Source organism: Streptomyces sp. NPDC102258 (assembly GCF_055584685.1).
Map to the genome: position 1 here is coordinate 35,448 of NZ_JBVJLO010000001.1, position 24,717 is coordinate 60,164.

General features: G+C 75.4%; 24 protein-coding genes. 13 read left to right on the forward strand and 11 right to left on the reverse strand.

Annotation, left to right across the window (positions count from 1 at the left end):
• Positions 1-306: 306 nt before the first annotated feature.
• Positions 307-930, reverse strand: coding sequence for a LysE/ArgO family amino acid transporter (locus tag ACZ6ZT_RS00160; RefSeq protein ID WP_469714007.1), 624 nt, complete (start codon positions 928-930; stop codon positions 307-309).
• Positions 931-999: 69 nt separating this feature from the next.
• Here ACZ6ZT_RS00160 and ACZ6ZT_RS00165 point away from each other — a divergent pair, with 69 nt between their 5' ends.
• From ACZ6ZT_RS00165 to ACZ6ZT_RS00175, 3 genes are all read left to right on the forward strand, one after another.
• Complete coding sequence (locus ACZ6ZT_RS00165; protein WP_469714009.1) at positions 1,000-1,905, forward strand: LysR family transcriptional regulator ArgP; 906 nt, start codon at positions 1,000-1,002, stop codon at positions 1,903-1,905.
• A 71-nt stretch (positions 1,906-1,976) separates the two neighbouring features.
• Positions 1,977-3,059, forward strand: coding sequence for a magnesium/cobalt transporter CorA (gene corA, locus ACZ6ZT_RS00170; protein WP_469714011.1), 1,083 nt, complete (start codon positions 1,977-1,979; stop codon positions 3,057-3,059).
• 100 nt (positions 3,060-3,159) lie between these two features.
• Positions 3,160-3,588 carry a VOC family protein gene (locus ACZ6ZT_RS00175; protein ID WP_469714013.1) on the forward strand — a complete coding sequence of 143 codons (429 nt, stop codon included), beginning with the start codon at positions 3,160-3,162 and terminating at the stop codon, positions 3,586-3,588.
• 77 nt (positions 3,589-3,665) lie between these two features.
• On the opposite strand, the gene ACZ6ZT_RS00180 is transcribed toward ACZ6ZT_RS00175, so the two are convergent.
• Positions 3,666-4,391 carry an anti-sigma factor gene (locus ACZ6ZT_RS00180; protein WP_469714015.1) on the reverse strand — a complete coding sequence of 242 codons (726 nt, stop codon included), beginning with the start codon at positions 4,389-4,391 and terminating at the stop codon, positions 3,666-3,668.
• A complete protein-coding gene (locus ACZ6ZT_RS00185; protein ID WP_469714974.1) occupies positions 4,388-4,951 on the reverse strand; it encodes a sigma-70 family RNA polymerase sigma factor in 564 nt (187 codons plus the stop codon). Before ACZ6ZT_RS00185 ends, ACZ6ZT_RS00180 begins: the two co-directional genes overlap by 4 nt.
• 295 nt (positions 4,952-5,246) lie before the next feature.
• On the opposite strand from ACZ6ZT_RS00185, the gene ACZ6ZT_RS00190 reads away from it, so the two are divergent.
• Positions 5,247-6,071 (forward strand): chitosanase, encoded by an 825-nt coding sequence (locus ACZ6ZT_RS00190; RefSeq protein ID WP_469714976.1) that lies wholly within the window; start codon positions 5,247-5,249, stop codon positions 6,069-6,071.
• Here the strand turns inward: ACZ6ZT_RS00190 and ACZ6ZT_RS00195 are convergent.
• Positions 6,044-7,486, reverse strand: a complete 1,443-nt coding sequence (locus tag ACZ6ZT_RS00195; RefSeq protein ID WP_469714017.1) for a glycosyltransferase family 87 protein — start codon at positions 7,484-7,486, stop codon at positions 6,044-6,046. The genes ACZ6ZT_RS00190 and ACZ6ZT_RS00195 overlap by 28 nt on opposite strands.
• A gap of 115 nt (positions 7,487-7,601) precedes the next feature.
• On the opposite strand from ACZ6ZT_RS00195, the gene ACZ6ZT_RS00200 reads away from it, so the two are divergent.
• Positions 7,602-8,786 (forward strand): molybdopterin-dependent oxidoreductase, encoded by a 1,185-nt coding sequence (locus tag ACZ6ZT_RS00200; RefSeq protein ID WP_469714019.1) that lies wholly within the window; start codon positions 7,602-7,604, stop codon positions 8,784-8,786.
• A complete protein-coding gene (locus tag ACZ6ZT_RS00205) occupies positions 8,783-9,184 on the forward strand; it encodes a hypothetical protein (protein ID WP_469714021.1) in 402 nt (133 codons plus the stop codon). The genes ACZ6ZT_RS00200 and ACZ6ZT_RS00205 overlap by 4 nt, the downstream gene beginning before the upstream one ends.
• Before the next feature lie 106 nt (positions 9,185-9,290).
• On the opposite strand, the gene ACZ6ZT_RS00210 is transcribed toward ACZ6ZT_RS00205, so the two are convergent.
• The 3 genes from ACZ6ZT_RS00210 to ACZ6ZT_RS00220 are packed head-to-tail and all read right to left on the reverse strand — an operon-like array spanning position 9,291 to position 11,280.
• Entirely contained in the window at positions 9,291-9,938 is a 648-nt protein-coding gene (locus tag ACZ6ZT_RS00210; protein ID WP_469714023.1) for a class I SAM-dependent methyltransferase, read from the reverse strand.
• The gene (locus ACZ6ZT_RS00215) at positions 9,935-10,567 is read right to left on the reverse strand and encodes a TIGR04282 family arsenosugar biosynthesis glycosyltransferase (protein WP_469714025.1); all 633 of its coding nucleotides are present in this window, start codon (positions 10,565-10,567) and stop codon (positions 9,935-9,937) included. The genes ACZ6ZT_RS00210 and ACZ6ZT_RS00215 overlap by 4 nt, the downstream gene beginning before the upstream one ends.
• On the reverse strand, positions 10,564-11,280 hold the full coding sequence (locus tag ACZ6ZT_RS00220; RefSeq protein WP_469714027.1) for a glycosyltransferase family 2 protein: 717 nt from the start codon (positions 11,278-11,280) through the stop codon (positions 10,564-10,566). Before ACZ6ZT_RS00220 ends, ACZ6ZT_RS00215 begins: the two co-directional genes overlap by 4 nt.
• 285 nt (positions 11,281-11,565) lie before the next feature.
• Here ACZ6ZT_RS00220 and ACZ6ZT_RS00225 point away from each other — a divergent pair, with 285 nt between their 5' ends.
• Positions 11,566-12,276: a response regulator transcription factor gene (locus ACZ6ZT_RS00225; protein WP_469714978.1), complete on the forward strand. Its 711-nt coding sequence runs from the start codon at positions 11,566-11,568 to the stop codon at positions 12,274-12,276.
• Positions 12,273-13,427, forward strand: a complete 1,155-nt coding sequence (locus ACZ6ZT_RS00230) for a sensor histidine kinase (protein ID WP_469714029.1) — start codon at positions 12,273-12,275, stop codon at positions 13,425-13,427. The genes ACZ6ZT_RS00225 and ACZ6ZT_RS00230 overlap by 4 nt, the downstream gene beginning before the upstream one ends.
• A gap of 216 nt (positions 13,428-13,643) precedes the next feature.
• On the opposite strand, the gene ACZ6ZT_RS00235 is transcribed toward ACZ6ZT_RS00230, so the two are convergent.
• Positions 13,644-14,711, reverse strand: coding sequence for an NAD-dependent epimerase/dehydratase family protein (locus ACZ6ZT_RS00235; protein WP_469714031.1), 1,068 nt, complete (start codon positions 14,709-14,711; stop codon positions 13,644-13,646).
• A gap of 176 nt (positions 14,712-14,887) precedes the next feature.
• On the opposite strand from ACZ6ZT_RS00235, the gene ACZ6ZT_RS00240 reads away from it, so the two are divergent.
• Positions 14,888-15,241, forward strand: a complete 354-nt coding sequence (locus ACZ6ZT_RS00240) for a DUF805 domain-containing protein (RefSeq protein ID WP_469714033.1) — start codon at positions 14,888-14,890, stop codon at positions 15,239-15,241.
• Positions 15,242-15,425: 184 nt separating this feature from the next.
• Entirely contained in the window at positions 15,426-17,645 is a 2,220-nt protein-coding gene (locus ACZ6ZT_RS00245; RefSeq protein ID WP_469714035.1) for an NADP-dependent isocitrate dehydrogenase, read from the forward strand.
• Between the two features lie 89 nt (positions 17,646-17,734).
• On the opposite strand, the gene ACZ6ZT_RS00250 is transcribed toward ACZ6ZT_RS00245, so the two are convergent.
• Positions 17,735-18,217, reverse strand: a complete 483-nt coding sequence (locus tag ACZ6ZT_RS00250) for a hypothetical protein (protein ID WP_469714037.1) — start codon at positions 18,215-18,217, stop codon at positions 17,735-17,737.
• Between the two features lie 53 nt (positions 18,218-18,270).
• A complete protein-coding gene (locus tag ACZ6ZT_RS00255; RefSeq protein WP_469714039.1) occupies positions 18,271-19,059 on the reverse strand; it encodes a hypothetical protein in 789 nt (262 codons plus the stop codon).
• 263 nt (positions 19,060-19,322) lie between these two features.
• On the opposite strand from ACZ6ZT_RS00255, the gene ACZ6ZT_RS00260 reads away from it, so the two are divergent.
• The 3 genes from ACZ6ZT_RS00260 (at position 19,323) to ACZ6ZT_RS00270 (ending at position 23,978) form a co-directional block, all read left to right on the forward strand.
• Positions 19,323-20,669 carry a hypothetical protein gene (locus ACZ6ZT_RS00260; protein ID WP_469714041.1) on the forward strand — a complete coding sequence of 449 codons (1,347 nt, stop codon included), beginning with the start codon at positions 19,323-19,325 and terminating at the stop codon, positions 20,667-20,669.
• A gap of 168 nt (positions 20,670-20,837) precedes the next feature.
• Positions 20,838-22,487, forward strand: coding sequence for a glycoside hydrolase family 71 protein (locus tag ACZ6ZT_RS00265; protein WP_469714044.1), 1,650 nt, complete (start codon positions 20,838-20,840; stop codon positions 22,485-22,487).
• Positions 22,488-22,820: 333 nt separating this feature from the next.
• A complete protein-coding gene (locus ACZ6ZT_RS00270; RefSeq protein WP_469714046.1) occupies positions 22,821-23,978 on the forward strand; it encodes an aminotransferase class V-fold PLP-dependent enzyme in 1,158 nt (385 codons plus the stop codon).
• On the opposite strand, the gene cobF is transcribed toward ACZ6ZT_RS00270, so the two are convergent.
• A complete protein-coding gene (gene cobF / locus ACZ6ZT_RS00275) occupies positions 23,965-24,717 on the reverse strand; it encodes a precorrin-6A synthase (deacetylating) (RefSeq protein ID WP_469714048.1) in 753 nt (250 codons plus the stop codon). The genes ACZ6ZT_RS00270 and cobF overlap by 14 nt on opposite strands.

Genomic DNA, 24,717 nt, shown 5'->3' on the forward strand with positions numbered 1-24,717 from the left:
GCAGGGATCGTGCCCCGTGGCCTGGAGAGGACCCGACGGCCAGCCGGGCGGGGTCGGATGCCGGCCCGGGCGCGGGGGTGCACGAAGTCCCGGGGGCCGAAGGCCGAGTCCCCCGGCCTTCGGCCCCCGCCCCGCCCCCCAGACCCCCGTCCTGGGGGGTATCGGGTTCTTCCGCCCCGGCCCGCCGGCCTTCGGCCGCGCCCGTCCCGCCCCCCGGGGTACCGGGCCCCCCGGTACCCCGGGCCCCGCCCCCAGGCCGTGGGAGGGTCCCCCGCCCCGGTCCCCGGGGCCTCCCGGCCCCCCCCGTCAGGCGCGGGTCAGGAGGAGGCCGCCCATGGTGATCATCGTGGCGGCCACCAGGCCGTCCAGGACGCGCCAGGCCTTCGGGCGGGCCAGCAGGCCGCTCAGGAGGCGGGCGCCGTAGCCGAGGGTGCCGAACCAGATCAGGCTCGCCAGGGCCGCCCCGATGCCGAAGGCCCACCGCAGGTCGCCCCGGTCGGCGGCGAGCGAGCCGACCAGCAGGACGGTGTCCAGGTACACGTGCGGGTTGAGCCAGGTCATGGCCAGGCAGGTCAGTACGGCCGTCCGGACGGATCCGGCCGGGGCGCCGCCGGGGGTCAGGGCCGCCGCCGGGTCGGGCCGCAGCACCCGGCGCGCCGCGAGGACCCCGTACGAGACGAGGAAGAGCCCGCCCGCGACGGCGACGGCCGTCAGCGCGGCCGGCCAGGCGGTGACGAAGGCGCCGACCCCGGCCACGCCGAGGGTGATGAGGACCGCGTCGGACAGGGCGCAGATGGCGACCACGGCGAGCACGGCGTGCCGACGCGCCCCCTGCCGCAGGACGAAGGCGTTCTGCGCGCCGATCGCGACGATGAGGGAGAGGCCGGTGCCGAAGCCCGCCAGGGCCGCTGTGGTGATGCCGTTGTTCATGGTCCGACGGTAGGCAGCGCGTGGCGTATCAGTACAGCTAAAGATTTTTACGTAGCCTTAGCGTCCGTGATGGACGAACTTCCCCTGGACCAGGTGCGGACCCTGCTCGCGGTCGTCGACGAGGGCACCTTCGACGCCGCCGCCGCGGTCCTGCACGTGACGCCCTCCGCCGTCAGCCAGCGCGTCAAGGCCCTGGAGCAGCGCACCGGACGGGTGCTGCTGATGCGGACCAAGCCCGTCCGGCCGACCGAGTCCGGGGAGGTGGTGATCCGCTTCGCCCGCCAGCTGGCCCGGCTGGAGCGGGACGCGCGCACCGAGCTGGGCCTGGGCGCCGCCGACGAGCCGGTCCCCGTACGCCTGCCGATCGCCGTCAACGCGGACTCGCTGGCCACCTGGTTCCTGCCCGCGCTGACCCGGGTCCCGCAGGACCCGCCCGTCTGCTTCGAGCTGTACCGGGAGGACGAGAGCCACACCACGGCCCTGCTGCGCGAGGGCCGGGTGATGGCGGCCGTCACCTCCTCGCCCGACCCCGTCGCGGGCTGCACCGTGCGCGCGCTGGGTCTGGCCCGCTACCTGCTCGTGGCCAGCCCCGCCTTCGCCGCCCGCCATCTGACGGGCACTCTGGAGGAGGACCTGCCCGAGGCGCCGCTGATCGTCTTCGACCGGCGCGACGTCCTCCAGGACGGCTACGTCCGGGGCCTCACCGGGGGCGCCGCGGGCGCCTCCCCGGCCCGCCACCAGGTGCCGACCTCGGAGGGCTTCCGCGACGCGGTGGCCGCCGGACTCGGCTGGGGCCTGGTGCCGCAGCCGCAGGCCGAGCCGCTGATCGCGACGGGGGCGCTGCTGGCGCTGGCGCCGCGCCGCCCGCTGGACGTACCGCTGTACTGGCAGCAGTGGAAGCTCTACTCGCCCGCGCTGGCCCTGGTCGCGGGGGTGGTGGCGCAGAGCGCGCGCGAGGCGCTGCGGCCGGTGTAGCGGGCTCACCGCGCGGGGCGGGCGGTGGCAGACTGGCCGCTGATCCGCCGAAGGGGAGTACGTCCTTGTCCATGTTCAGCAACCTGCGCCGGGCCGTACGACGCGGCTACCGCAGGGCCGTCGACCTCAGCCACCCGGCCCGCTCCCCGCTCGGCAGCGCCGTCGTCAACTGCCTCGTCTACCGCGACGGCGTCCGCCAGGAGGACTGCGCCGAGGTCGAGGAGGCGCTGCGCCGGGTCCGCAAGAGCGGCGACGGCTTCGTCTGGGTCGGCCTGCACGAGCCCTCGCAGGAGGAGCTCGCCGGGCTCGCCGAGCTGTTCGGCCTGCACCCGCTGGCCGTCGAGGACGCCGTGCACGCCCACCAGCGGCCCAAGGTGGAGCGCTACGACGACACCCTCTTCGCCGTCTTCAAGACGGTCCGCTACGTCGAGCACGAGGAGCTGACGGCGACCAGCGAGGTCGTCGAGACCGGCGAGCTGATGGCCTTCATCGGCGAGGACTTCGTCCTCACCATCCGGCACGGCGGCCGCGGCACCCTCGGCCCCGTCCGCGAGGCCCTGGAGGCGCAGCCGGAGCAGCTGGCCAAGGGGCCGGCGGCGGTGCTGCACGCCATCGCCGACCACGTCGTGGACGACTACGTCGCCGTCACGGACGCCGTCCAGAGCGACATGGACGACGTCGAGACGGCCGTGTTCAGCGAGGACGGCGGCCGGGGCGACGCGGGCCGGATCTACCAGCTCAAGCGCGAGCTGCTCGAACTGCGGCGGGCCGTGGCCCCGCTGAGCCGGCCGCTCGAACACCTCGCCACGCAGCCGATAGCGGTCATCCCGGCCGACGTGCGGGCGTACTTCCGCGACGTCCACGACCACCTGACGCGTGCGACCGAGCAGATCGGCGCGTATGACAGCCTGCTCGACTCGGTCCTCCAGGCGCACCTCGCGCAGGTGACGGTCGCCCAGAACGAGGACATGCGCAAGATCACGGCCTGGGCGGCGATCGTCGCCGTCCCGACCATGGTCTGCGGCGTCTACGGCATGAACTTCGACAACATGCCCGAGCTGCACTGGACGTACGGATACCCGCTGGTCGTCTGCGTCATGGCGGTCGCCTGCTTCGTCATCCACCGCGGCTTCCGGCGCAACGGCTGGCTCTGAGCGTCCGCCCGTGCGTCCCCGGGGCCGTCGGCGCAGGTGTGCCCTAGCCTCGGGGGCGAAGGGCCCGAAGGGCCGCGGCAGTACGCGGAAGGCGGTCGAGATGGCCTCGCCGGCACACCCCAAGATCACCCCGTTCCTGATGTTCGAGGGCAGGGCGGAGGAGGCGCTGACCCTGTACACCTCCCTGTTCGAGGACTCCGAGGTCATCGCCGTCACCCGCTACGGCCCCGAGGGCCCCGGCGTGGAGGGCACGGTGGAGAAGGCCACCTTCTCGCTCGCCGGCCAGCGGATCATCTGCATCGACAGCTACGTCCAGCACGCCTTCGGCTTCACCCCGGCGGTCTCGCTGTTCGTGGAGTGCGGGTCCGCCGAGGAGATCGACCGGCTGTACGGGGCCCTGTCCGACGGGGGCGAGGAGCTGATGCCCCTGGACTCGTACGGCTTCAGCCCCCGCTTCGGCTGGGTCAACGACCGCTTCGGCGTCTCCTGGCAACTGAACCTGCCGGCGGGGGCCGAGGAGGCCGCCTGAGCACGGGTCCACGCCACGGACCGCCGCGCCCTGGTCGATGCTCCGGCCGCCCCCTCGGCGGATGGCGGGCGCCGTTGTCAGTGGGGGAGTGGCAGCAGGATCAGGGGAGTGGTGGTCGGGTGGGGGGAGCCGCCTGAGGGTTCCATCGTGAGGCCGACCGCCGTGGCGCGGCCGAGGGGGGCGGAGAGGACGGTCGCGCCGTCGCCCGCGACCAGGCCCGCCGGTCGCATCGTGGCGCCGTCCGCGAACCAGAGCTGGTACGTGCGCCCCGCCGGGGCCGGTGGCAGGCCGGAGCCGAGGAACGCCGCCCGGTTCCGGGAGGGGGACACCACCACCTTCGCCGCCGCGCCGGACGCCGACCGGCCGGTCACCGTACGGGCGTCCGAGGCGGCCAGGACCGCCGACAGGCCGTCCAGGGCCCCGGCCGCCCGCCCGGCGCGCTCGTGTTCCCACAAGGCGGTGCCGCCCAGGGCCAGTACGCCGGTCAGGCAGGCCGCGAGCGCCATCGGCAGGGCGCGCCGGCGCGCGGAGACGGTGCTCCGCCGCCGTGGGGGCAGTTGCCGGATCCCGTCGATCCGCTCCAGGACCGCCGCCCGCGTGCCGGGCGGGGCGGGCAGGGCGACGGAGGCGCCGAGCCGGGCCGCCGTCGCGGTGAACTCCCGTACGTCGTCGGCGCAGGTCGGGCAGCGGTCCAGGTGCCGCTCGAAGGCGTCCCGTTCGGCCCGGTCCAGCGCGTCCAGGGCGTAGGCGCCGGCCAGGGCGTGCAGCGGGCCGGTGTCGGTTGCGGTGGTGCGGACGCTCATGCCGTGACCCCCATGCAGTCGCGCAGCCGGATCAGCCCGTCGCGCAGCCGTGTCTTGACCGTGGGCAGCGGTGTGCCGAGGGTCTCGGCGACCTCCCGGTAGGTGAGCCCGCCGTAGTACGCCAAGTCGACCGCCTGGCGCTGGAGTTCGGTCAGGCCGCGCACGCAGCGCCGTACCTGTTCGCCCTCCAGCCGGATCTCCACCTGTTCGCTGACCTCGTCGTACGGGCGCGCGTGCTGCCGCGCCGCCGAGTCCTGTTCGCGGGCCGTCGCGGCCTGCGCCGAGCGGACCCGGTCCACCGCCCGGCGGTGCGCGATGGTCAGCACCCAGGTCATGACGCTGCCCTTGTCGGAGCGGTAGCGCGGGGCCTGCCGCCACACCTCGATCAGCACCTCCTGGGTCACCTCCTCGGACTGGGCGCGGTCGCGCAGCACCCTGACCACGATCCCGTGCACGGGCCCGGCGATCACGTCGTAGAGCGCCGCGAAGGCGTCCTGGTCGCCGCGCGCGACCCGCTCCATGACGGCCGGCAGGTCGGGGGCGGTCCGGTGCGGCGGCACACCGAAGGGGACCGCCCTCCCCTCGGGCCGCTCCGCCGGCCGCCTCACGCGGGACCCCTACGCCCCTGGCCTGCGGGACGGCGTCGCGTACGGGTCATGGCGGTCCTCCGGGACGGTGGCGGCGTCGGTCAGGGAGGGGTTCGGAGCCGGTGCCCCCTGCGGATTGGTCTGTTCCGGAGTTCTTCCCGCCGGGGTGTTGCCAACCATCGCCTTCTAGTAGGAAAGTTTCCTAACGAAGTAGGGACAGGCTCAACCACCGTACGGAGGCCCTGTGTTCACTCCCCACCGCAAGACGCTGACGATCGGCGCGCTGCTCGGCGCCGCCCTCCTCGCCGCCCCGGTCGCGGCCCACGCCACCGCCGCCCCGGCCACCGCCCCGGCCCCGGCCGCCGCCCCCGCCGTGGCCGCGGCGACCGGACTCGACGACCCGGCGAAGAAGGACATCGCCATGCAGATCGTCTCCAGCGCGGAGAACTCCTCGCTGGACTGGAAGGCCCAGTACAAGTACATCGAGGACATACGCGACGGGCGCGGCTACACCGCCGGAATCATCGGCTTCTGTTCCGGCACCGGAGACATGCTCGACCTCGTCGAGTACTACACGCAGGTCAAGCCCGGCAACGTGCTCGCCAAGTACCTGCCCGCCCTGCGCAAGGTCGACGGCAGCGACTCGCACTCCGGCCTGGACCCGAACTTCACCAAGGACTGGGCCAAGGCCGCCGCCGACGGCGAGTTCAAGAAGGCCCAGGACCACGAGCGCGACCGGGTCTACTTCGACCCCGCCGTCAAGCAGGGCAAGAGCGACGGCGTCGGCACCCTCGGCCAGTTCATGTACTACGACGCCATCGTCATGCACGGCGACGGCAGCGACTCCACCAGCTTCCGCAACATTCGCAAGCGCGCCCTGACCAAGGCCAAGCCCCCGGCCCAGGGCGGCAACGAGACCACCTGGCTGAACGCCTTCCTCGACGCCCGCGTCTGGGCGATGAAGCAGGAGGAGGCCCACAGCGACACCAGCCGCGTCGACACCGCCCAGCGCGTCTTCCTCAAGAAGGGCAACCTGAACCTCAACACCCCGCTCGACTGGAAGGTCTACGGAGACTCCTTCCACATCGGCTGACCCGGCGCCGCCACCCGCCCGGGACGGGCCCGCTCGCCGTCCCGGGCCCGGGCCCCGGCGCGGCGGCGCGCCGCCCACCCGGCGAGCACCGCCGCGCCCGCGAGGGCGTACGCCACCTCCACGGTCCACCCGCCCAGCGTCCGCCAGCCCAGGTACACCGCCGCGCCCGCCACGGCCGTCCCCAGCCACTCGGCCCGGCCGTCCAGCGCCACCAGCGCGACCAGCAGCAGCGCGTACCAGGAGTACCCCGGCGTCATCAGCAGGAACGCCGTACCCGTCACCAGCAGCGCCCCGCTCCACGGCCGCTCCGGATCCCCGCGCCGCCACACGAACACCACCACCGCGAGCATCCCGGCCACCACCGCCGGAACCGCCCAGGAGTCCGGCAGCACCAGCCGCAGCAGCGCGTACCGGCCGCCCGCGCCGGGATCCCCGTACCCCTCCTCCTGGGCGTAGCCGCCCAGATAGCCGAAGACCGACGAGCGGGACGCCAGCACGTACGGCAGGTACGTCAGCCCCACCACCGCCGCCGCGGGCAGCAGCAGCGCCGCCGCGTCCCGCCACCGCCGTACGCCGGCCAGCGCACCCGGCAGCAGCACCGCGGGCAGCAGCTTCGCCGCGACCGCCAGCCCGAACAGCGCGCCGCCCGCGGCCCGTCGGCGTACCACCACCCCCAGCGCGGCCACCGACAGCAGCACGGCGAGCCCGTCCACGTGCGCGTTGTTCACCGCCTCCACCGTCACGGCCGGACACCACGCCCACAGCGCGGCCATACGGGGATCCGCGCGCCGGCGCCGCAGCACCAGCAGCAGCGCCCCGGTCACGGCGAGCGCGGTCAGGGCCCCGCCCACCTGGAGCGCCTTGTGGCGGACCCCGGCCGGGGAGAGGAAGTGCACGAGGGCGAAGTAGCCCTCGGCGACGGGCGGGTAGATGGTGTGCACGGCGGGCCGGTTGATGCGGGTGCAGACCTCCGGCCCGAGCGGGGCCAGGTCGGGCCGGGCGCAGTCGGCCCGGCCGGACGGGAACAGCCAGGGGTCGCGCAGCGGCACGAGCGCCGGATCCGCCGGGGCGTGGTCGTACGGGGAGATCCCGGCGGCCTGCACCCGGCCGTCCCAGGCGTAACGGAAGGAGTCCGTACTGGTCGTCGGCGGCCCGGCCAGCCCCGCCCCGGCCATCGCCAGCGCCCCGGCCAGCACCAGGGGCACCACGCGGCGGGCCGGCACCCGGCGCAGCGACCAGACGGCCGCGGCGAACAGGGCCCAGACGACGGCGTACCGGGTGAGGACCCCGGCCGGGTCGGTGAAGTAGCCGTCGTAGCGGACGGCGGCCACGAGCGCGGCGGCCAGGGCGGCGAGCAACAGCCCGGTGGCGACGGTCGGTGTCCGGGGGGTGGTGCGGAGGCGGGGGCGGTTCATGGAGGCCAGCCTGGCAGCGCGGGCCGCCGCCGGGCCGCAGAACCGGCCCGACGTCCGCGTTTCGTAAGGTGTCCCAGGGGCCCGCACGGCCCCCCGGAGCGCTGTGATGGGGAGCATGACTCCCGAAGCCCCGCCCTCCGCCGACGACACCCCGAAAGCCGCCGTGCGCCGGCCGCCGTTCCCGCTTCCCCGGTTCGCGGGGCGGCTGCACGACGCGCGGACCGCCACCGCCGTCGGGCGGTGGCTCGGCCTGGCCTTCGCCGTGTGCTTCGTGACCGGTCTGATCAGCCACTACCTCCAGCACCCGCCCGGCTGGGCCGCCCCGTCCCTGCCCAGCCGGCCCGTCCAGGGCTACCGGCTCAGCCAGGGCCTGCACATCGCCTCCGGGCTCGCCGCGGTCGTGCTGCTGCCGGTCAAGCTGTGGACCGTCTACCCCGCGCTCTTCGCCTGGCCGCCGGTGCGCGGCGTACGGCACGCCCTGGAACGGCTGTCGGTGGCCGCGCTGGTGGCGTCCGCCGTCCTGGAGGTCTTCACCGGACTCCTCAACACCGTCCAGTGGTACCCGTGGCCGTTCGGCTTCGTCGAGACCCACTTCGCGCTGGCCTGGGTGGCGGCCGGGTCGGTCCTGCTGCACGTCGCCGTCAAGGCCCCGCAGATCAGGGCGCATTGGACCGCCCGCTCGGTGGGCACCCTGGAACTGCCCGCCGAGGACGGCCCCGACCGCCGTTCCCTGCTGCTCGGCACGGCCGCCGCCGTCGGCACGGTCACCCTGACCACCGTCGGGCAGTCCTTCACCCCGCTCGCCGCCCTCGACCTGCTCGGCCCCCGCCACCCCGGCCACGGTCCGCAGGGCCTGCCCGTCAACAAGACGGCCGCGGCGGCCGGGATCCGGCCCGGGCCGCAGCCGCACTGGCGGCTGGAGGTGCGCGGACCGGCCCCGTACGCGCTGACGCTCCCGCAACTGCGCGCCCTGCCGCAGACCCGGGCCCGGCTGCCGATCGCCTGCGTCGAGGGCTGGAGCGTGGACGCCACCTGGAGCGGGGTGCCGATCCGCGACCTGCTCGCGCGGGCGGGCGCCCCGCCGGGCGCCGGGCTGCGCGTCACCTCGCTGGAGACCGGCGGCGCCTACCGGGTCATGGAGATGAGCCGCGCCTACGCCGAGGACCCCCTCACCCTCCTCGCGCTGGAACTGAACGGGCGGGAACTGTCCCCCGACCACGGCTACCCGGCCAGGATCATCGCGCCGAACCGGCCCGGCGTGCTCCAGACCAAGTGGGTCACCCTGCTGGAGGTGCTGTGAAACCCCTCAGGTACGCCGTGGGCGCGCTCGGGCTGCTGCTGCTCGCGGCCGGAGTCCGGCTGGTGGCCGCACTGTCCGATCCGCTGGACGTGCTCGTCTGGCTCGGCGGCGCGCTCGTCCTGCACGACGGGGTCATCTCCCCGCTCGTGCTGGGCGCCGGGCTGCTGGTCGCGGCGCTCCCCGCGCGGGGGGCGGTACGCGGAGCACTGATCACCGGGGGCGCGCTGGTACTGGTCACGCTGCCCGCGCTGCTGCGGCCGGGGGGCCGGGCCAACCCGTCGGTGCTGCCGCTGCCGTACGGGCGGAACCTGCCCCTCGTCCTCGCCGCGGTGGCGGCCGTCACCGTGTTCGCCGTCCTGGTACGCCGCCGCGCGCGCCGGAGCCGTTCGCACGGGTGAGACGCCGAACGGGGGCCGGACGCGGGGCTGTTGCCCGCGTCCGGCCCCCGCTGGGCCACTCCCGTTCCGATACCCGACCGCGCCTCCCGCTTCCTGCGGGCGACGCCTACGGCGCGCGGCGCAGTTCCACGAACGCCCGGCCGGTGGCCGTCCATTGCCGCGTCCGCGTCCAGCCCGTCGCCTCCGCGTGGAGGGTCAGGGCCGCGACGCCCGCGCGGGCCCAGCGGAAGGGGGTGCCGAGGGCGCCGCGGCCGTCGGCGACCCGGACCTCGCAGCGCTCGTCCACATCGACGGCCTCGCACTCCACCACCAGCGTCCCCGTCGCGGCGAGCACCTCGGCCATCCTGGCGAGCAGGGCCGCCGGATCGCCGCCGATGCCGAGGTTGCCGTCGATCAGCAGGGCCGTGTCCCAACGCCCCTCGCCCGGCAGGGGATCGAAGACCGAGCGGTGCAGGGCGATGCCGCCGGCGCGGGCCGTCCGGGCCACCGCCTCGGGGCTCACGTCGATGCCGAGTGCCCGGTGGCCGCGCGCGGCCAGCGCCGCCACCAGCCGCCCGGGGCCGCAGCCGATGTCGAGGACGGTGCCCCGGCAGCGGGCCAGCACCGTCAGGTCGGCGTGGTCGGGGGCCTCGCACCAGCGCTCCACGTCCAGCGGGAGCAGCCAGCCGTCGCCGCGGCGCAGGAACAGCGGGCCCCGGCCGTTGCGCAGGGCCAGGGCGTACGGGTCGGCCGTCCAGGCCGGCGCGGCGGTCACCGCCGGGCCCCGGGGGCCGTCGCGGCCAGGGCCGCCAGCCGGGCCGCGAACGCCCCGTCGGGGGCTTCGGCCGCCACCAGCCGGGCGTCCTCGGCGGTGTCCACGTCCCGCAGCACCGGCAGCCGGCCGGTCCGCAGCCCGGCCGCGCGCAGCCGCTCCTCCTGGACGGCGCCCGTCTCCGGGAGCGACATCGGGACCCCGCGCAGCAGCGCCGGATCCGGCTCGGCGAGGCCCAGCGCCCAGAAGCCCCCGTCCACGGCGGGCCCGAACCAGGCGTCGTACCCGTCCCAGTCGACGGTCAGCAGCGCCGGGGTCACCTGCGGGGTGTCCATCCCGATCAGCAGCGCGGGCCCCGAGCAGGCCGCGAAGGCCGCCGCGAGGCGCTCGTCCAGCGGCCCGGCCGACTGCGGGAGCACCTCGAAGCCGGGGGGCAGCCAGGGTCCGGGCCGTCCGTCGAGTACGAGGACCCGCCCGGCGGCGGGGGCCGCGGCGACGGCGGCCAGGGTGTCGGTCAGCGCGGCCTCCGCGAGCGCGGCCGCCTCGGCCGGGGTGAACGCGGGGGTGAGCCGGGTCTTGACCCGGCCCGGCAGGGGCTCCTTCGCGATCACGAGGAGGGTCGTGTCCGTCATCGGGCACCCCCGGCGGCGGCGCGGTCGGGGGTGCCGGCTCCAGCGGGTGCCGGCTCGGCCAGCACCCGGCTCATGTCGCGGACTGCCTGCCAGGTGCCCCGCCAGGTGCCGGTCACCTTCGACTTCCCCGTACGCGGCAGGTACGGCACGTCCGCCTCCCGTACCCGCCAGCCCGCGTCGGCGGCCCGTACCACCATTTGCAAGGGATAGCCGGAGCGCCGGTCGGTCAGCTCCAGCCCCAGCAGGCCGGTACGGCGGGCGGCGCGCAGCGGGCCGAGGTCGCGCAGCCGCAGCCCGGTCCGGCGCCGCAGCAGCCGGGCCAGCACCAGGTTCCCGACCCGGGCGTGCAGGGGCCAGCCGCGCAGACCGCGGAGCCGGCGCCGGCCGAGGACCAGGTCGGCCTCGCCGGCGGCGACGGCCGCCACGAAGGGGACCAGCAGCCCCGGGTCCAGCGAGGCGTCGCAGTCGCAGAAGCAGACCACCTCCGCCTCGGCGGCCAGCAGCCCGGCGTGGCAGGCGGCGCCGAACCCGCGCCGGGACTCGGTCACCACGGTGGCGCCGAGGGCCCGGGCGATCTCCGCCGAGCCGTCGGTGGACCCGTTGTCCACCACCACGGCCCGCCAGCCGGCCGGGATGCGGGCGAGCACCCAGGGCAGGGCGCCGGCCTCGTTCAGACAGGGCAGGACGACATCAACACTCACGGTCACGGTCACGGGTTCACCGTAGGAATCCCGGGCTCCGAACGGGGGCCCACACTCCTTACGAAACGCGGACGTCACCCCTGGCGGCCCAGGGCCGGGGTCCGGCGGCGGCCGGCGGATGGGAGGCTGGGCGGCATGAACAGCATGGAACCGGCGGCCGCGCGGGACACGGCACCCGCACAGGCACCCGAGCGGGACGCGGCACCCGCGCAGGCGCCCGCGCACGAGACGGCGCCCACGCACGAGACAGCGCCCACGCACGAGACGGCGCCCGCACACGAGACGGCGCCCGCGCGGATCCTCGTCGTCGACGACGACCCCACCGTCCTGGAGGTCGTCGCGGGCTACCTGCGCCGCGCCGGGTTCGCGGTCGAGGAGGCGGCCGACGGTCCCACCGCGCTCGACGCCGCCGCCCGGGTCCGCCCGGACCTGGTGGTCCTGGACCTGATGCTCCCCGGGATCGACGGCCTGGAGGTGTGCCGACGGCTCCGCGCGGCCGGACCCGTACCGGTGATCATGCTGACCGCGCGCGGGGACGAGGACGACCGGATCACGGGTTTGGAGGTCGGAGCGGACGACTACGTCACCAAGCCGTTCAGCCCGCGCGAACTGGTCCTGCGGGTCACCTCCGTCCTGCGGCGCAGCCGCGCGGCCGGTCCGGGCGCGGGCGCCGGCGCCGGTGTCCCGGTGCCCCGGGTGCTGACCGGTGGCGGGCTCGCGCTCGATCCCGCGACGCACCGGGCCAGCCGCGACGGGGCGGAACTGGCCCTCACCTTGCGGGAGTTCGACCTCCTGGCGCACTTCCTGCGGCATCCGGGCCGGGCGCACGGGCGGGAGGAGCTGATGCGGGAGGTGTGGGGCTGGGACTTCGGGGACCTCTCGACGGTGACGGTGCACGTACGGAGACTGCGCGCGAAGATCGAGGACGACCCGGGCCGGCCGCTGCTGATCCGTACGGTGTGGGGCGTCGGCTACCGCTTCGAGCCCGGCGGGGAGGTGGCGGCGTGAAGGCCGTGCTGCTCATCGCGCTGTTCGCGCTCGGCGGGGCCGCGTGCGCCGGGGTCGTGGGGGCGGTCGTGCTGCGGCTGGTGCGGCGCCGGTCGGTGATGGTGTCCCTGACGGTGATCGCCGGGGTCACCGTCACGGCGATGCTGGCCGGGACCCTGGCCGTGGCCCAGGCGATGTTCCTGTCCCCGCACGACCTGGGGGTGGTCACCCTCGTCGTGGCGATGGCGGCGGTGGTCTCCCTGGCCACCGCGCTGCTGCTGGGCCGGTGGGTGGTCGCCCGGAGCCGGGAACTGTCCCGGGCCGCGCGGGAGTTCGGCGACGGCGGCAGCTTCGCGGCGCCGCCGGGGCAGACCACCGCCGAACTGGACGCGCTGACCCGCGAACTGGCCGCGACCAGCGACCGGCTGGCCGCCTCCCGGGAGCGGGAACGCGCGCTGGAGGCCTCGCGGCGGGAGCTGGTCGCCTGGATCTCGCACGATCTGCGGACCCCGCTGGCAGGGCTGCGAGCGATGTCGGAGGCGCTGGAGGACGGCATGGCCGCCGACCCGGCCCGCTACCACCGGCAGATCCGCACCGAGGTGGAGCGGCTCAACACGATGGTCGGGGACCTGTTCGAACTGTCCCGGATCCACGCGGGGGCGCTGGCGCTCAGCCCGAGCCGGATGTCCCTGTACGACCTCGTCGCGGAGGCCCTGTCCGGGGTCGACCCGCTGGCGCGGGAGCACGGGGTGCGGCTGGTGGGGGAGGCGGTGGAGCGGGTGCCGGTGGAGGTCGACGCCAAGGAGATGACCCGGGTCCTGGCGAACCTGCTGGTCAACGCCATCCGGCATACGCCGGCCGACGGGACGGTGGCCATCGCGGCCGATGCCGGGACGCGGGACGGGGTGGTCGTGCTGTCGGTGACGGACGGCTGCGGCGGGATCCCGGCGGAGGACCTGCCCCGGGTGTTCGACACGGGGTGGCGGGGTGCGGCGGCCCGCACGCCGGTGCCCCCCGCGGGGGCGGGGGCACCGGCGGGGGCCGGAGCCGGGCTCGGGCTGGCGATAGTACGCGGCATCGTGGAGGCCCACGCCGGCCGCACCGCCGTCCACAACGTCCCGGGCGGCTGCCGCTTCGAGGTCACCCTGCCGCTGGGCGCCGGGGCGTCCTGACCCGGCCCGCCGCCGTGGCGGGGGGCGGGGGCGCGGTGCGTACGGGCGCGCGTTCCGCGCCGTCGGCTTTCCGGTCTGCGTCCCGCGTCGAGGCCACGCGCGCTCCTTCGGAAGGGGGTCGGATCGATCCGGCCCAACCTGGCACGCCGGCCGACGGCCCACCCGGGCCGCGGGGGCAGACCGGTGAGCCCTGCCGGGCACGCCGCTCCGGAGCCCTCAGACGGCCGCCGTGGCGGCCGTAGGGCGCTGGGGGGCGGCGGCCAGCTCCGCCATGCCCTCGGCGAACGGGATGCGCGGGAGCCAGCCCAGGTCCCGGCGCAGGCGGGCGGAGTCGGCTGTGATGTGGCGGACGTCGCCGAGCCGGTACTCGCCCGTGACCACCGGGGCGGGGCCGCCGTGCGCGGTGGCGAGGGCGGTGGCCATGTCGCCGATCGTGCGGGGCTCGCCGCTGCCCGTGTTGTACGGGGTGCAGCCGCCCGGCGCGAGGCCGCCGAGGGCCTCCAGGGCGGCCACGTTGGCCTCCGCGACGTCCCGGACGTGGACGAAGTCCCGCCGCTGCGCGCCGTCCTCGAAGACCCGCGGTGCCTCGCCCCGGGCCAGCGCGGAGCGGAAGAAGGAGGCCACCCCCGCGTAGGGGGTGTCGCGGGGCATCCCCGGCCCGTACACGTTGTGGTAGCGCAGCGACACCGCCCGGCCGTCCGCGCACCGGGCCCACGCGGCCGCCAGGTGCTCCTGCGCCAGCTTCGTGGTGGCGTACACGTTCCGTGGGTCGGCCGGGGCGTCCTCGCCGACCAGGCCGGGGGTGAGCTCCGCCCCGCAGGCCGGGCACAGCGGCTCGAAGCGGCCCGCCTCCAGATCGGCCCGGCGGCGCGGCCCGGGCCGGACGGTCCCGTGGCGCGGGCAGGCGTAGCGCCCCTCCCCGTACACCACCATGGAGCCGGCCAGCACGAGCCCGCGTACGCCCGCCTCCGCCATCGCGGCGAGCAGCACCGCGGTGCCGAGATCGTTGACGCCGACGTACTGCGGCGCGTCGGCGAAGTCCTTGCCGAGGCCGACCATCGCCGCCTGGTGGCACACGGCGTCCACCCCGCGCAGGGCGGTCCGTACCGTGTCGGGGTCCCGTACGTCCCCCCGCAGGAAGCCGGTGTCCGGCAGCGGCGGCGGGACCGCGTGGGCGGCGGGGAGCAGGGCGTCCAGCACCACGGGGTCGTGGCCGTGCCGGCGCAGTGCGGTGACGATGTGCGAGCCGATGAACCCGGCTCCTCCGGTGACGAGTACGCGCATGCCGAGGACGCTACGGACCGCGGGGGCCCGGCGGGGGCCGCCACGCCCTGCCGTAAGACTTCCGTCATCCCCAAGTCCCCTCGGCGCCCGCTGGCTTGAAGGCGCCGTAAAGAGGGCATAAGCCCGGTCCGGCCGTTCCGGCGGGAGGGCCGCAGGTTCCGTTCTCAGGGGGGCTCGTGAACTACTACACCGACGTCATCAGGCGGTACGCGGACTTCGACGGCCGCGCCCGCCGCCAGGAGTACTGGATGTTCGTCCTGTGGAACATCCCCATCGCCATCGTCCTGACGGTGATCGACTACGCGCTCGGCAGCTACCCGGTCCTCACCTGGATCTACACCCTCGCCGTCTTCCTGCCGTCCCTCGGCCTGTCCGTGCGCCGCCTGCACGACACCGGCAAGACGGGATGGTGGTACCTGGTGAGCCTCATCCCGCTCGTCGGCTGGATCTGGATGATCATCCTGATGGCGACCGAGGGCCACCGCGGCGCCAACGCGTACGGGGCGGACCCCAAGGCGGCCCGGGCCTGAGCCCCGCCACAGCGGCGCCGCCCCCCGCCGTTCACGGCGGGGGGCGGCGCCTTTCGCGCGCCCGGGTGACGCGCGTCTCGTCCGGCTTGCGGCAGGGGGCTGTCCAGACCGGCCCGATCACGAGATATCTTGATGTCGAGCAATGTTGCAGACGAGAGACGCAGACTGTGGAGCGGAGCATCCGGTGACTGACTCGACCATCATCTACACGCACACTGACGAGGCCCCGGCCCTCGCGACGTATTCGTTCCTGCCTGTGATCCAGGCGTACGCGTCGACGGCCGGTGTGAATGTCGAGACCCGTGACATCTCCCTGGCCGGTCGGATCATCGCCAGCTTCCCCGAGCACCTGGAGGAGAGCCAGCGGATCGCCGACGCCCTCGCCGAGCTCGGCGAGCTGGCGAAGACGCCCGAGGCGAACATCATCAAGCTGCCGAACATCTCGGCTTCGATCCCGCAGCTGAAGGCCGCGGTCGCCGAGCTCCAGGCCCAGGGCTACGCCCTGCCGGACTACCCGGACGACCCGAAGACCGACGAGGAGCGCGAGGTCCGCGCCCGCTACGACAAGGTCAAGGGCAGCGCCGTCAACCCGGTCCTGCGCGAGGGCAACTCCGACCGCCGCGCCCCCGCCTCGGTCAAGAAGTACGCCCAGACCCACCCGCACCGCATGGGCGCCTGGACCTCCGAGTCGAAGACGAACGTCGCCACCATGGGCGCGAACGACTTCCGCTCCACCGAGAAGTCCACCGTGATCGCCGAGGACGGCACGCTCCGCATCGAGCACGTCGCCGCCGACGGCACCACCACCGTGCTGCGCGACTCCGTACCGGTGCTCGCCGGTGAGGTCGTGGACGCCTCCGTCATGCGCGTCGACTCCCTGCGCACCTTCCTGAACGACCAGATCGAGCGGGCCAAGGCCGAGAACGTCCTGTTCTCCGTGCACCTCAAGGCCACGATGATGAAGGTCTCCGACCCGATCGTCTTCGGCCACGTGGTCCGCGCCTTCTTCCCGAAGACCTTCGCGCGCTACGGCGAGACCCTCGCCGCCGCCGGCCTGTCCCCGAACGACGGCCTCGGCTCCATCCTGAACGGCCTGGGCGCGCTGCCCGACGGCGACGCGATCAAGGCCTCCTTCGACGCCGAGATCGCCGAGGGCCCGGCCCTCGCGATGGTCGACTCCGACAAGGGCATCACCAACCTGCACGTGCCGTCCGACGTCATCGTCGACGCCTCGATGCCGGCCATGATCCGCACCTCCGGCCACATGTGGGGCCCGGACGGCAAGGAGGCCGACACCCTGGCCGTCCTCCCGGACAGCAGCTACGCGGGCGTCTACCAGGCCGTCGTCGACGACTGCCGCGCGCACGGCGCCTACGACCCGGCCACCATGGGCTCGGTGCCGAACGTCGGCCTCATGGCCCAGAAGGCCGAGGAGTACGGCAGCCACGACAAGACCTTCGAGATCGCCGCCGCGGGCACCGTCCGCCTCGTCGACGCCGCGGGCACCACGGTCCTGGAGCAGGAGGTCGCCGCCGGCGACATCTTCCGCGCCTGCCAGACCAAGGACGCGCCGATCCAGGACTGGGTCAAGCTCGCCGTCACCCGCGCCCGCGCCACCGGCGTCCCGGCCGTCTTCTGGCTGGACGAGGGCCGCGCCCACGACGCGCAGCTGATCGCCAAGGTCAAGACCTACCTGGCCGACCACGACACCGACGGCCTCACCATCGAGATCCTCTCCCCGGTCAAGGCCACCGCCTACTCCCTGGAGCGCATCCGTCGTGGCGAGGACACCATCTCGGTGACCGGCAACGTCCTGCGCGACTACCTGACCGACCTCTTCCCCATCCTGGAGCTGGGCACCAGCGCCAAGATGCTGTCGGTCGTCCCGCTGATGAACGGCGGCGGCCTCTTCGAGACCGGCGCCGGCGGCTCCGCCCCCAAGCACGTGCAGCAGCTGGTCAAGGAGAACTACCTGCGCTGGGACTCGCTCGGTGAGTTCCTCGCGCTGGCCGTCTCCTTCGAGCACCTCGCGACCACCACCGGCAACGCCCGCGCCCAGGTGCTGGCCGACACCCTGGACCGCGCCACCGGCACCTTCCTCAACGAGGACAAGTCGCCGAGCCGCAAGCTGGGCGGCATCGACAACCGCGGCAGCCACTTCTACCTCGCCCTCTACTGGGCGCAGGAGCTGTCCCGCCAGATCGACGACCCGAAGCTCGCCGCGGCCTTCGAGCCGGTCGCCAAGACCCTGGCGGAGTCCGAGGAGACCATCGTCCGCGAGCTCATCGCCGTCCAGGGCTCCCCGGCCGACATCGGCGGCTACTTCCAGCCCGACCCGGCCAAGGCGGCCGCGGTCATGCGTCCCTCCGCGACCCTGAACAAGACGATCGCGCTGCTCGGCTGACGCCTTCGGCAACAGCGGTTCCGCCCCGGCCGGCCTCGTGCCCGGCCGGGGCGGACCCGTATCCGGGCGGTGGGGGTGGAGTCGTGGCGTCAGAGCCGGTGGACGCGGCCCTGGCCCACACCCAGCGGATACCGTCCCGCGGCCAGGATGCGCAGTCCGGGCGCGTCGGCGAGCAGGGCGCGCAGCCAGGACACCGCCGCGGGGCTCAGCCGGTCGCTGTCGTCGAGGACCAGCAGCATGTCCCGTTCCGCCAGCCACGAGGCGGCGGCCTCCGCGGTGCCGCAGGGCAGGAAGGGCATGCCGGGTACGCGGCCCAGCGCGGCCACCAGTTCCCGTAAGCCGCCGTCCCGGGCGACGGTGACCACGGCCGCTCCGTCGCAGAAGTTGGACGACAGCCGGTGCGCGATGTCCCGGACGAGCAGGCTCCGGGGTTCGCGGAACCGGCCCGTGACGGTGAGCACCCGTCCCCGGCGAACGGCGGTGAGCAGCATCGACAGTTCGGCGGACGTGGTCGTCAGCGTGCCCGCCGCGCCGGGCGGCGGGGAGTCCCCCATCATCACGATGCCCCCCATTGCATGCGTGACCGAACGCGGCAGGAGGGTTCTTTCGCGCCGCGTGTCGACGATTATGCGCCACTTCCAGGGGATGGCCAGCGGAATGTCACATTCCGTCCGATCGCATTCCGTCCGGTCGGATCCCGCCCGGTGATCAGCGCGTACAGGGCCAGCAGGTCGGCGGCCTCCGCCAGGTCGGGAACGGCCGTGGCCAGGTGCTCCAGCGCCGGATCGGCCACCGGGAGGGGCGGTGTGGCCGGGAGCGATCTCAGGTGCGGCGCCGCCCCGCCGGGCCGGGCCGGGGGCGCCGAGAGCGCGGTGGCCCGGCCGAAGGCCAGCAGCGCGGCCGTGACCCGGGGCGGGGCGCCGCCGTACACACCGCCCAAAGCGCAGGCGGCGCCGTACAGCGCCGCGAGCGCGGCGGCTCCGTCCGGCGCCCCGGACCGTTCGACCAGGCAGTCGCAGAGCGCGCAGACCGCCGCGGAGCGGCCCGCGACGAGGCGGACCGCGAGCGCGGCCAGCGCCTCGCCCGCGCGGGCCGCCGCCGGGGGCGGGCAGGGGCCCCGGGCGCCGGTGTCCTCGTACAACAGCCCCATGGCGTACACGAGTTCCACGGAGGCCGCAGCCGTGAGGGCGTCCTCCTCCCGGCCGCCCACGGCCCGCGCGGACGCCAGCACCAGGGCGGGTCCGGCCGGCCGCCCGGGCCGGTCCCCCCGGCCGAGGAGGTCCGCGCAGACGGCCCCCACCCCCTCGGGCAGGGTGCGGACGGCGGCCCGCAGCAAGGGGTCCACGGCGGTCCGGGCCCGGCCGGGCAGGGCCGTTCCCTCGGGGTCCTGCGGGTCGGTCGCGTACGGGTTCACCGGTACGCACCTCCTCCTCGGCAGCTGGTCGTGCGCGGGCGTCCTGCCGGAGCGAGCCGCTGAACCGGTTCTGCTCCGCCGTGATCTCGTGTGCCCCCGTACGCCAGGGGCGGGTGGTGCGGCCCTGTGGCACGGTGTGCACAGGTCCCAGTGAGGCGCAGGACGGCCGCATCCGGTACGTCCGCCCCTGCCCCACCCTGTTGAATGTGGGGCCGTGTTGAAGCGATGGACACCTGTACGATCTGGCGACCCGGGCGGTTCAGATGGCCGAACGCGCACCCAACGGACGACTGCGCACCCTCCTCACCGATGCCCGCTGGAGCGGGCAGGACTTCGCCCGGGCCGTGAACGGCATCGCGGCCGAGACCGGCCTCATCCTGCGCTACGACCGCACCTCCGTCTCCCACTGGCTGTCCGGCAGCCGCCCGCCGGCCCATGTCGTCGCCCTCGCCGCCGAGGCGCTGAGCCGGCGGACCGGCCGCCGGATCAGCACGGCCGACACCGGCCTCGCCCGGCCCCGGACCCACGGGCGGACACGGCCGGGCGGCGGGCCCGGCCCCGCACCCGTGGACCCCGGCGCCCGCGTCCCCCCGGGGGACGGCGGGCTCGCGGAGGCGGCCCTCGCGGCGGGGCCGTTCGGCGCGATACCGGTCTACCGCGCCACCTGGCGGCCCCACGGGGAAGCGGCGGCCCCGGCCCCGCAGGGCCCGTCCGGGACCCGGCTCGGGCTCCACCACGTCGCGGCGGCCGAGGCCCTGCTGCCCGTCTTCCGCAAGGCCGACATGATGTTCGGCAGCGGCCAGGTCCGCCCCGCCGTGACCGCCTACCTCACCGCCACCGTCGCCCCCTGGCTGCGCGCCGACGCCTCACCGGCCGTACGCCACCGGCTGCTGGGCAGCGCCGCGCGCCTCGCCTACACCGCCGGGTTCCTGTGCTTCGACGGCAACGAGCAGGGCCCCGCCCAGGCCTACTACCGCGCGGCCCTGCGGCTGGGCCGGGAGGCGGGGGACCTGGGGATCCACGCGCCGGTGCTCCGGGCCATGAGCGTGCAGGCACACTCCCTGGGGCACCGCGAGCAGGCCTGGGAACTGGCCGAGGCGGCGGCCCGCGAGGTCCCCCGGCTGCCCGCCGTCCAGGCCGCGTCCGTCACCGGCCAGCTGGCGCTCGCGGCGGCAGCCTGCGGTGACCGGCGGGCCGCCCTGGCCCACCTGGGCCGCGCCGAACGGCTGCTGGAGCGCTCGACGGGCCGTGACGCCCCGATCGGGGACTACCACCGGGCGGCCTTCCACCACCAGCAGTCCGAGGCGCTGGCCGCGCTGGGCGATCTCACCGGCGCCGTCTCCGCGCTGCTGGCCTCCCTGCGCCACCGCCCGGCCGCCGAACACCGGGCCCGCGCCGTCACCACCGCCCGGCTCGCCGAACTCCAGCTGGACCAGGGCCACCTGGAGCGCGCCTGCGCCACCTGGCACGAACTCCTCGACACGGTCGCCGCCCTGGAGTCGGCCCGCGTCGGCGACGCCCTGCGCAGGCTCCGCGGCCGCCTCCGCTCCGTCCGCGGCAACCGCACCGCCGACGCCCTCCTGACCCGCGTGGCCGGCCTGATGCCGTAGGGCGCGCGAGCGACGGGGAGACCCCTCCCGCCGCCCTCCTGGCTCCCTTCGGCCCCACCGGGCACACCGCCCCCACGACCCTGCCGCGAACGGTTGTCCGGAGAGCGCTCATCGGCTCTACTGCTGTGCAGCCCCGCGCGGGGGCGGACGCGGGGGAGGGGCTCCAGGATGACAGCGGACGGACGAAGGGACCGGCGTACGCGTACGGGTACGGGCCGGCGGGCGGGCCCCGTGCCCCGTCGGCGGCGGCCCCGGTTACCGGAACGACGGCCCCTGCCGGCCCTGCTGCTCGCCCTCTTCCTCCTCGTCGGCGTCTGCGCCGCCGCCGGGGCCGCCTGGGACCCCTTCCAGGCCGCCGCCGGGCAGGACCGCGCCGAGCCGGACACGGGTGCGCCCCCGCCCACCGGTCCGCCCGCCCCTACGGCGCGCCCCGGGGACGCGGGCGCCCGCCCCGCCGGGGCCCTGCCCTTCGACCTGCCGGGACCGGCCGCGCTGCGTTCCGCCGCCGCGGGCGGCAAGCTCGTGTTCGCCCACTACTTCACCCCGTACCCGCTCTCCCTCGACAACGCGAGCTCCGAAGCCGACTACTACACCCGCAACTACCTCGACCCCGACGGCGAGAACGGCAAGCACGAGCGGTACGGGGGCCTGCTGCGCGACCGCCCGCTGCCCGTCCCGCCGAAGGACGGCGACTGGGAGTACGCCAACCTCCAGCAGGAGGTGCGCACCGCCCGCGACGCCGGCCTCGACGGCTTCACCCTCGACCTGCTCTCCCTCACCGGCAGGAACCGGGAGCGGGCCGACCTCCTCATGAAGGCCGCCCACGCCGTCGACCCCGCCTTCCGGATCATGCTGATGCCGGACATGACCTCCCTGGACACCGACGACCCGGCGGTCCTCGCCGAGTCCCTCGCCGCCCTCGGGCGGGCCCCCGCCGCGCACCGGCTCGGCGACGGCCGCCTCGTCGTCTCCCCGTTCAAGGCGGAGGCGAAGGACCCCGCCTGGTGGACCCGGGTGCTGGACACGCTGCGCACCCGGTACGGCGTCCGTACCGCGTTCGTGCCGCTCTTCCTCGACCTCGACGCCCACGCCACGGCGTTCGCGCCCCTCAGCTACGGGTTCTCCGAATGGGGCAGCCGCAGTTACGTGGGCCAGGAGGCCTCCACCTCGGCGGTGGACCGCAGCCACGGCCTGGGCAAGATCTGGATGCAGCCGGTCTCCGTCCAGGACGCCCGGCCGAACCAGGGGATCTACGACGAGGCGGGCAACACCGCCACCCTGCGGGCGACCTGGACCCGGGCGATCGAGGACGGCGCGGACTGGGTCCAGCTGACCACCTGGAACGACTACTCGGAGGGCAGCCAGTTCGCCCCGTCCCTGCACAACGGGTACACGTACCTGGACCTGAGCTCCTACTACCTGACCCGCTTCAAGACCGGCCGGTGGCCGGGCATCGTCCGCGACACCCTCTACCTCACCTCCCGCACCCAGTTCGCGGCCACCGGCCCGACCGGCGGCCAGTCGCTGGTGATGTCCCCGCGCAAGGGCAGCGCCGCACCCCGGGACACCGTGGAGGTGCTCAGCTTCCTCACGCAGCCCGCCACCGTCCGTACCGCCGTCGGCCCCGTCGCGGGCCGGCACGAGGCCCCGGCCGGGGTGCACGCGCAGCTGCTGCCGCTGAAGCCGGGCACGAGCTCGGCGCAGGTGGTCCGCGACGGGAAGGCCGGGGCCGGGGTCGAGCTGCTCTACCGCGTCGACCCGGCGGTACGGGTGCAGGACCTCCAGTACTACGCGGCGAGCAGCGGCCGCGGCACCTGACCCCCGAGCCGGCCCGGCCCCCGGCGTGCGGCCCTGCCCGAGGCGGTTCCCGTCGGCCAGGCGCCCCGGAGCGCTGACCCGCGGGCGTCTGCGCCGCCCGGCCCCCCCCCGGGTCCGCCCGCGCCGGCCCGGCGCCCAGAGCCCTCGGCTGCGGCCGGCGTCGCCGCCCCGCCTGCCCGGAGGCGGCCGCGAGGTAGGCCACTCTGGCGGAATCGGCCCTGTCGGGCGGGGCGAGCGGCCCGCATGCTCCGGGTGACACGCCCGCGGCCCCCGCCGGGAGCCGGACCACCGCGCCCCGCCGGCGAGGGCCCCGTACCGCACCCGGAGGCAGCCGTGCCCGACCCGTCCGTCCCGTCCGCCCCGCCCGCCTTCCCCGGCGGTCCCGGCCTCTTCCGGCTGGACCCGGGCGTCGCCCACCTCAACCACGGCTCGTACGGCGCCGTCCCGCTGCCCGTGCAGGAGGCCCAGGACGCGCTGCGCGCCGAGGCCCACGCCGACCCGGACGCGTTCTTCAACGCCGTCCCCGACCGGGTCGCGGCGGCCCGGACCCGGATCGCCGCCCGCCTCGGCGCCGACCCGGACGGCCTCGCCTTCATCGCCAACGCCACCGAGGGCGCGAACCTCGCCCTCGGCGCCGTCGACCTCGCCGACGGCGACGAGATCCTCGTCACCGACCACGGCTACGGCACGGTCGTCGCGGCCGCCGCCCGCCGCGCCCCCGTCACCACCGTCGCCCTCGACCCCCGCCTCCCCGACGAGGACGCCGTACGGGAGACCGTCCTCGCCGCGCTCACGCCCCGCACCAAGGTGGCCGTCCTCGACCACGTCAGCTCGCCCACCGCACGCCTGATCGCCGGCCCCCGGCTCCTCGCCGACCTGTCCGCGCGCGGGGTCACCACCGTCGTCGACGGCGCCCACACCCCCGGCATGCTGGCCGAACCGATCGCCGCCGGCGCCGACTTCTGGTTCGGGAACCTGCACAAGTGGGGCTACGCCCCCTCCGGGACCGCCCTGCTCGCCGTGGCCCCCGCGCACCGCTCCCGGGTCCGCTCCCTGTCACCGTCCTGGCAGGACGCGGCGGGCTTCCCGCGCTCCGTCGAGTACCGCGCCACCGCCGACTACACCGGCTGGCTGGCCGCCCCCGAGGGCCTCGACCTCCTCGAACGGCTCGGCGCCGCCGAAGTCCGCGCCCACAACTGCGCGCTCGCCGCCTACGGCGCCGCCCTGCTCGCCCGGATCCCCGGGATCACCCCGCTCCCGTACACCCCGGGCCTCGCGATGCGCTCCCTGCTGCTGCCGCCCGGGACCGCCGAGACCCAGGACGAGGCAGCGGCCCTGCGCGAGGGGCTCGCGGCCAAGACCCGCGTACGCACCCTGATCTGGGCCCGCCCGAGCGGCGGCGGCATCCGCGTCTGCGGGCAGATCTACAACCGCGCCGAGGAGTACGAGCGCCTCGCCGAGGTCCTTCCCGCCTTCCTCAGGGGCGCCTGAGCAGATACGTGTCCATGATCCAGCCCTTGCGGGCCCGGGCCTCGGTGCGCAGCTCCTCGATCCGCCCGGCCACGTCCGCCAGCTTGCCCGCGACCAGGATCTCGTCCGGCGTGCCGACGTAGGCGCCCCAGTAGATGTACAGGTCCTGGTCGAGGTGGGCGGTGAAGGCGTGCCGGGCATCCAGCATCACCACCACGTCGTCCACGTCCTGCGGCCAGCCCTCCGCGAGCCGCCGGCCCGTGGTGATCTGCACCGGACGCCCGACCCGGTTCAGATTGGTGCGGTGCCGGGCGAGCAGCGCCGACACGCTGCTGATGCCGGGCACCACCTCGTGCTCGAACTCCACCCGGCCGCGCTCGCGCACCTCGTCGAGGATCGCGAGCGTGGAGTCGTACAGGGAGGGGTCGCCCCAGACCAGGAAGGCCCCCGTCTCGCCGTCCGCGAGGTCCTCGGCGATGAACCGCTCGAAGATGCCGGCCCGCGCGCTGCGCCAGCCGTCCACCGTGGGGGCGTAGTCGTCCGGGGTCCGGTCGCGGTCCGGGTCGCGGCCCTCCACCAGCCGGTGGCCCGGACGGGCGTGCTCCGCGAGCATCGCCCGGCGCAGCCCCGTCAGGTCCGACTTCTCCTCCCCTTTCTCCAGGATGAGGAACGCGTCCGCCGCGCCGAGCGCCCGTACCGCCTGGAGGGTCAGGTGGTCCGGGTCGCCCGCGCCGATGCCGATCACTGAGAACTTCTTCAC

What these genes read in the sequence shown, in the direction of transcription:
- ACZ6ZT_RS00160 (WP_469714007.1), bottom strand. Translation starts at nt 930, where the DNA reads ATGAACAACGGCATCACCACAGCGGCCCTGGCGGGCTTCGGCACCGGC.
- ACZ6ZT_RS00165 (WP_469714009.1), top strand. Translation starts at nt 1,000, where the DNA reads ATGGACGAACTTCCCCTGGACCAGGTGCGGACCCTGCTCGCGGTCGTC.
- corA (WP_469714011.1), top strand. Translation starts at nt 1,977, where the DNA reads ATGTTCAGCAACCTGCGCCGGGCCGTACGACGCGGCTACCGCAGGGCC.
- ACZ6ZT_RS00175 (WP_469714013.1), top strand. Translation starts at nt 3,160, where the DNA reads ATGGCCTCGCCGGCACACCCCAAGATCACCCCGTTCCTGATGTTCGAG.
- ACZ6ZT_RS00180 (WP_469714015.1), bottom strand. Translation starts at nt 4,391, where the DNA reads ATGAGCGTCCGCACCACCGCAACCGACACCGGCCCGCTGCACGCCCTG.
- ACZ6ZT_RS00195 (WP_469714017.1), bottom strand. Translation starts at nt 7,486, where the DNA reads ATGAACCGCCCCCGCCTCCGCACCACCCCCCGGACACCGACCGTCGCC.
- ACZ6ZT_RS00200 (WP_469714019.1), top strand. Translation starts at nt 7,602, where the DNA reads ATGACTCCCGAAGCCCCGCCCTCCGCCGACGACACCCCGAAAGCCGCC.
- ACZ6ZT_RS00215 (WP_469714025.1), bottom strand. Translation starts at nt 10,567, where the DNA reads ATGACGGACACGACCCTCCTCGTGATCGCGAAGGAGCCCCTGCCGGGC.
- ACZ6ZT_RS00235 (WP_469714031.1), bottom strand. Translation starts at nt 14,711, where the DNA reads ATGCGCGTACTCGTCACCGGAGGAGCCGGGTTCATCGGCTCGCACATC.
- ACZ6ZT_RS00250 (WP_469714037.1), bottom strand. Translation starts at nt 18,217, where the DNA reads ATGGGGGGCATCGTGATGATGGGGGACTCCCCGCCGCCCGGCGCGGCG.
- ACZ6ZT_RS00260 (WP_469714041.1), top strand. Translation starts at nt 19,323, where the DNA reads ATGGCCGAACGCGCACCCAACGGACGACTGCGCACCCTCCTCACCGAT.
- ACZ6ZT_RS00265 (WP_469714044.1), top strand. Translation starts at nt 20,838, where the DNA reads ATGACAGCGGACGGACGAAGGGACCGGCGTACGCGTACGGGTACGGGC.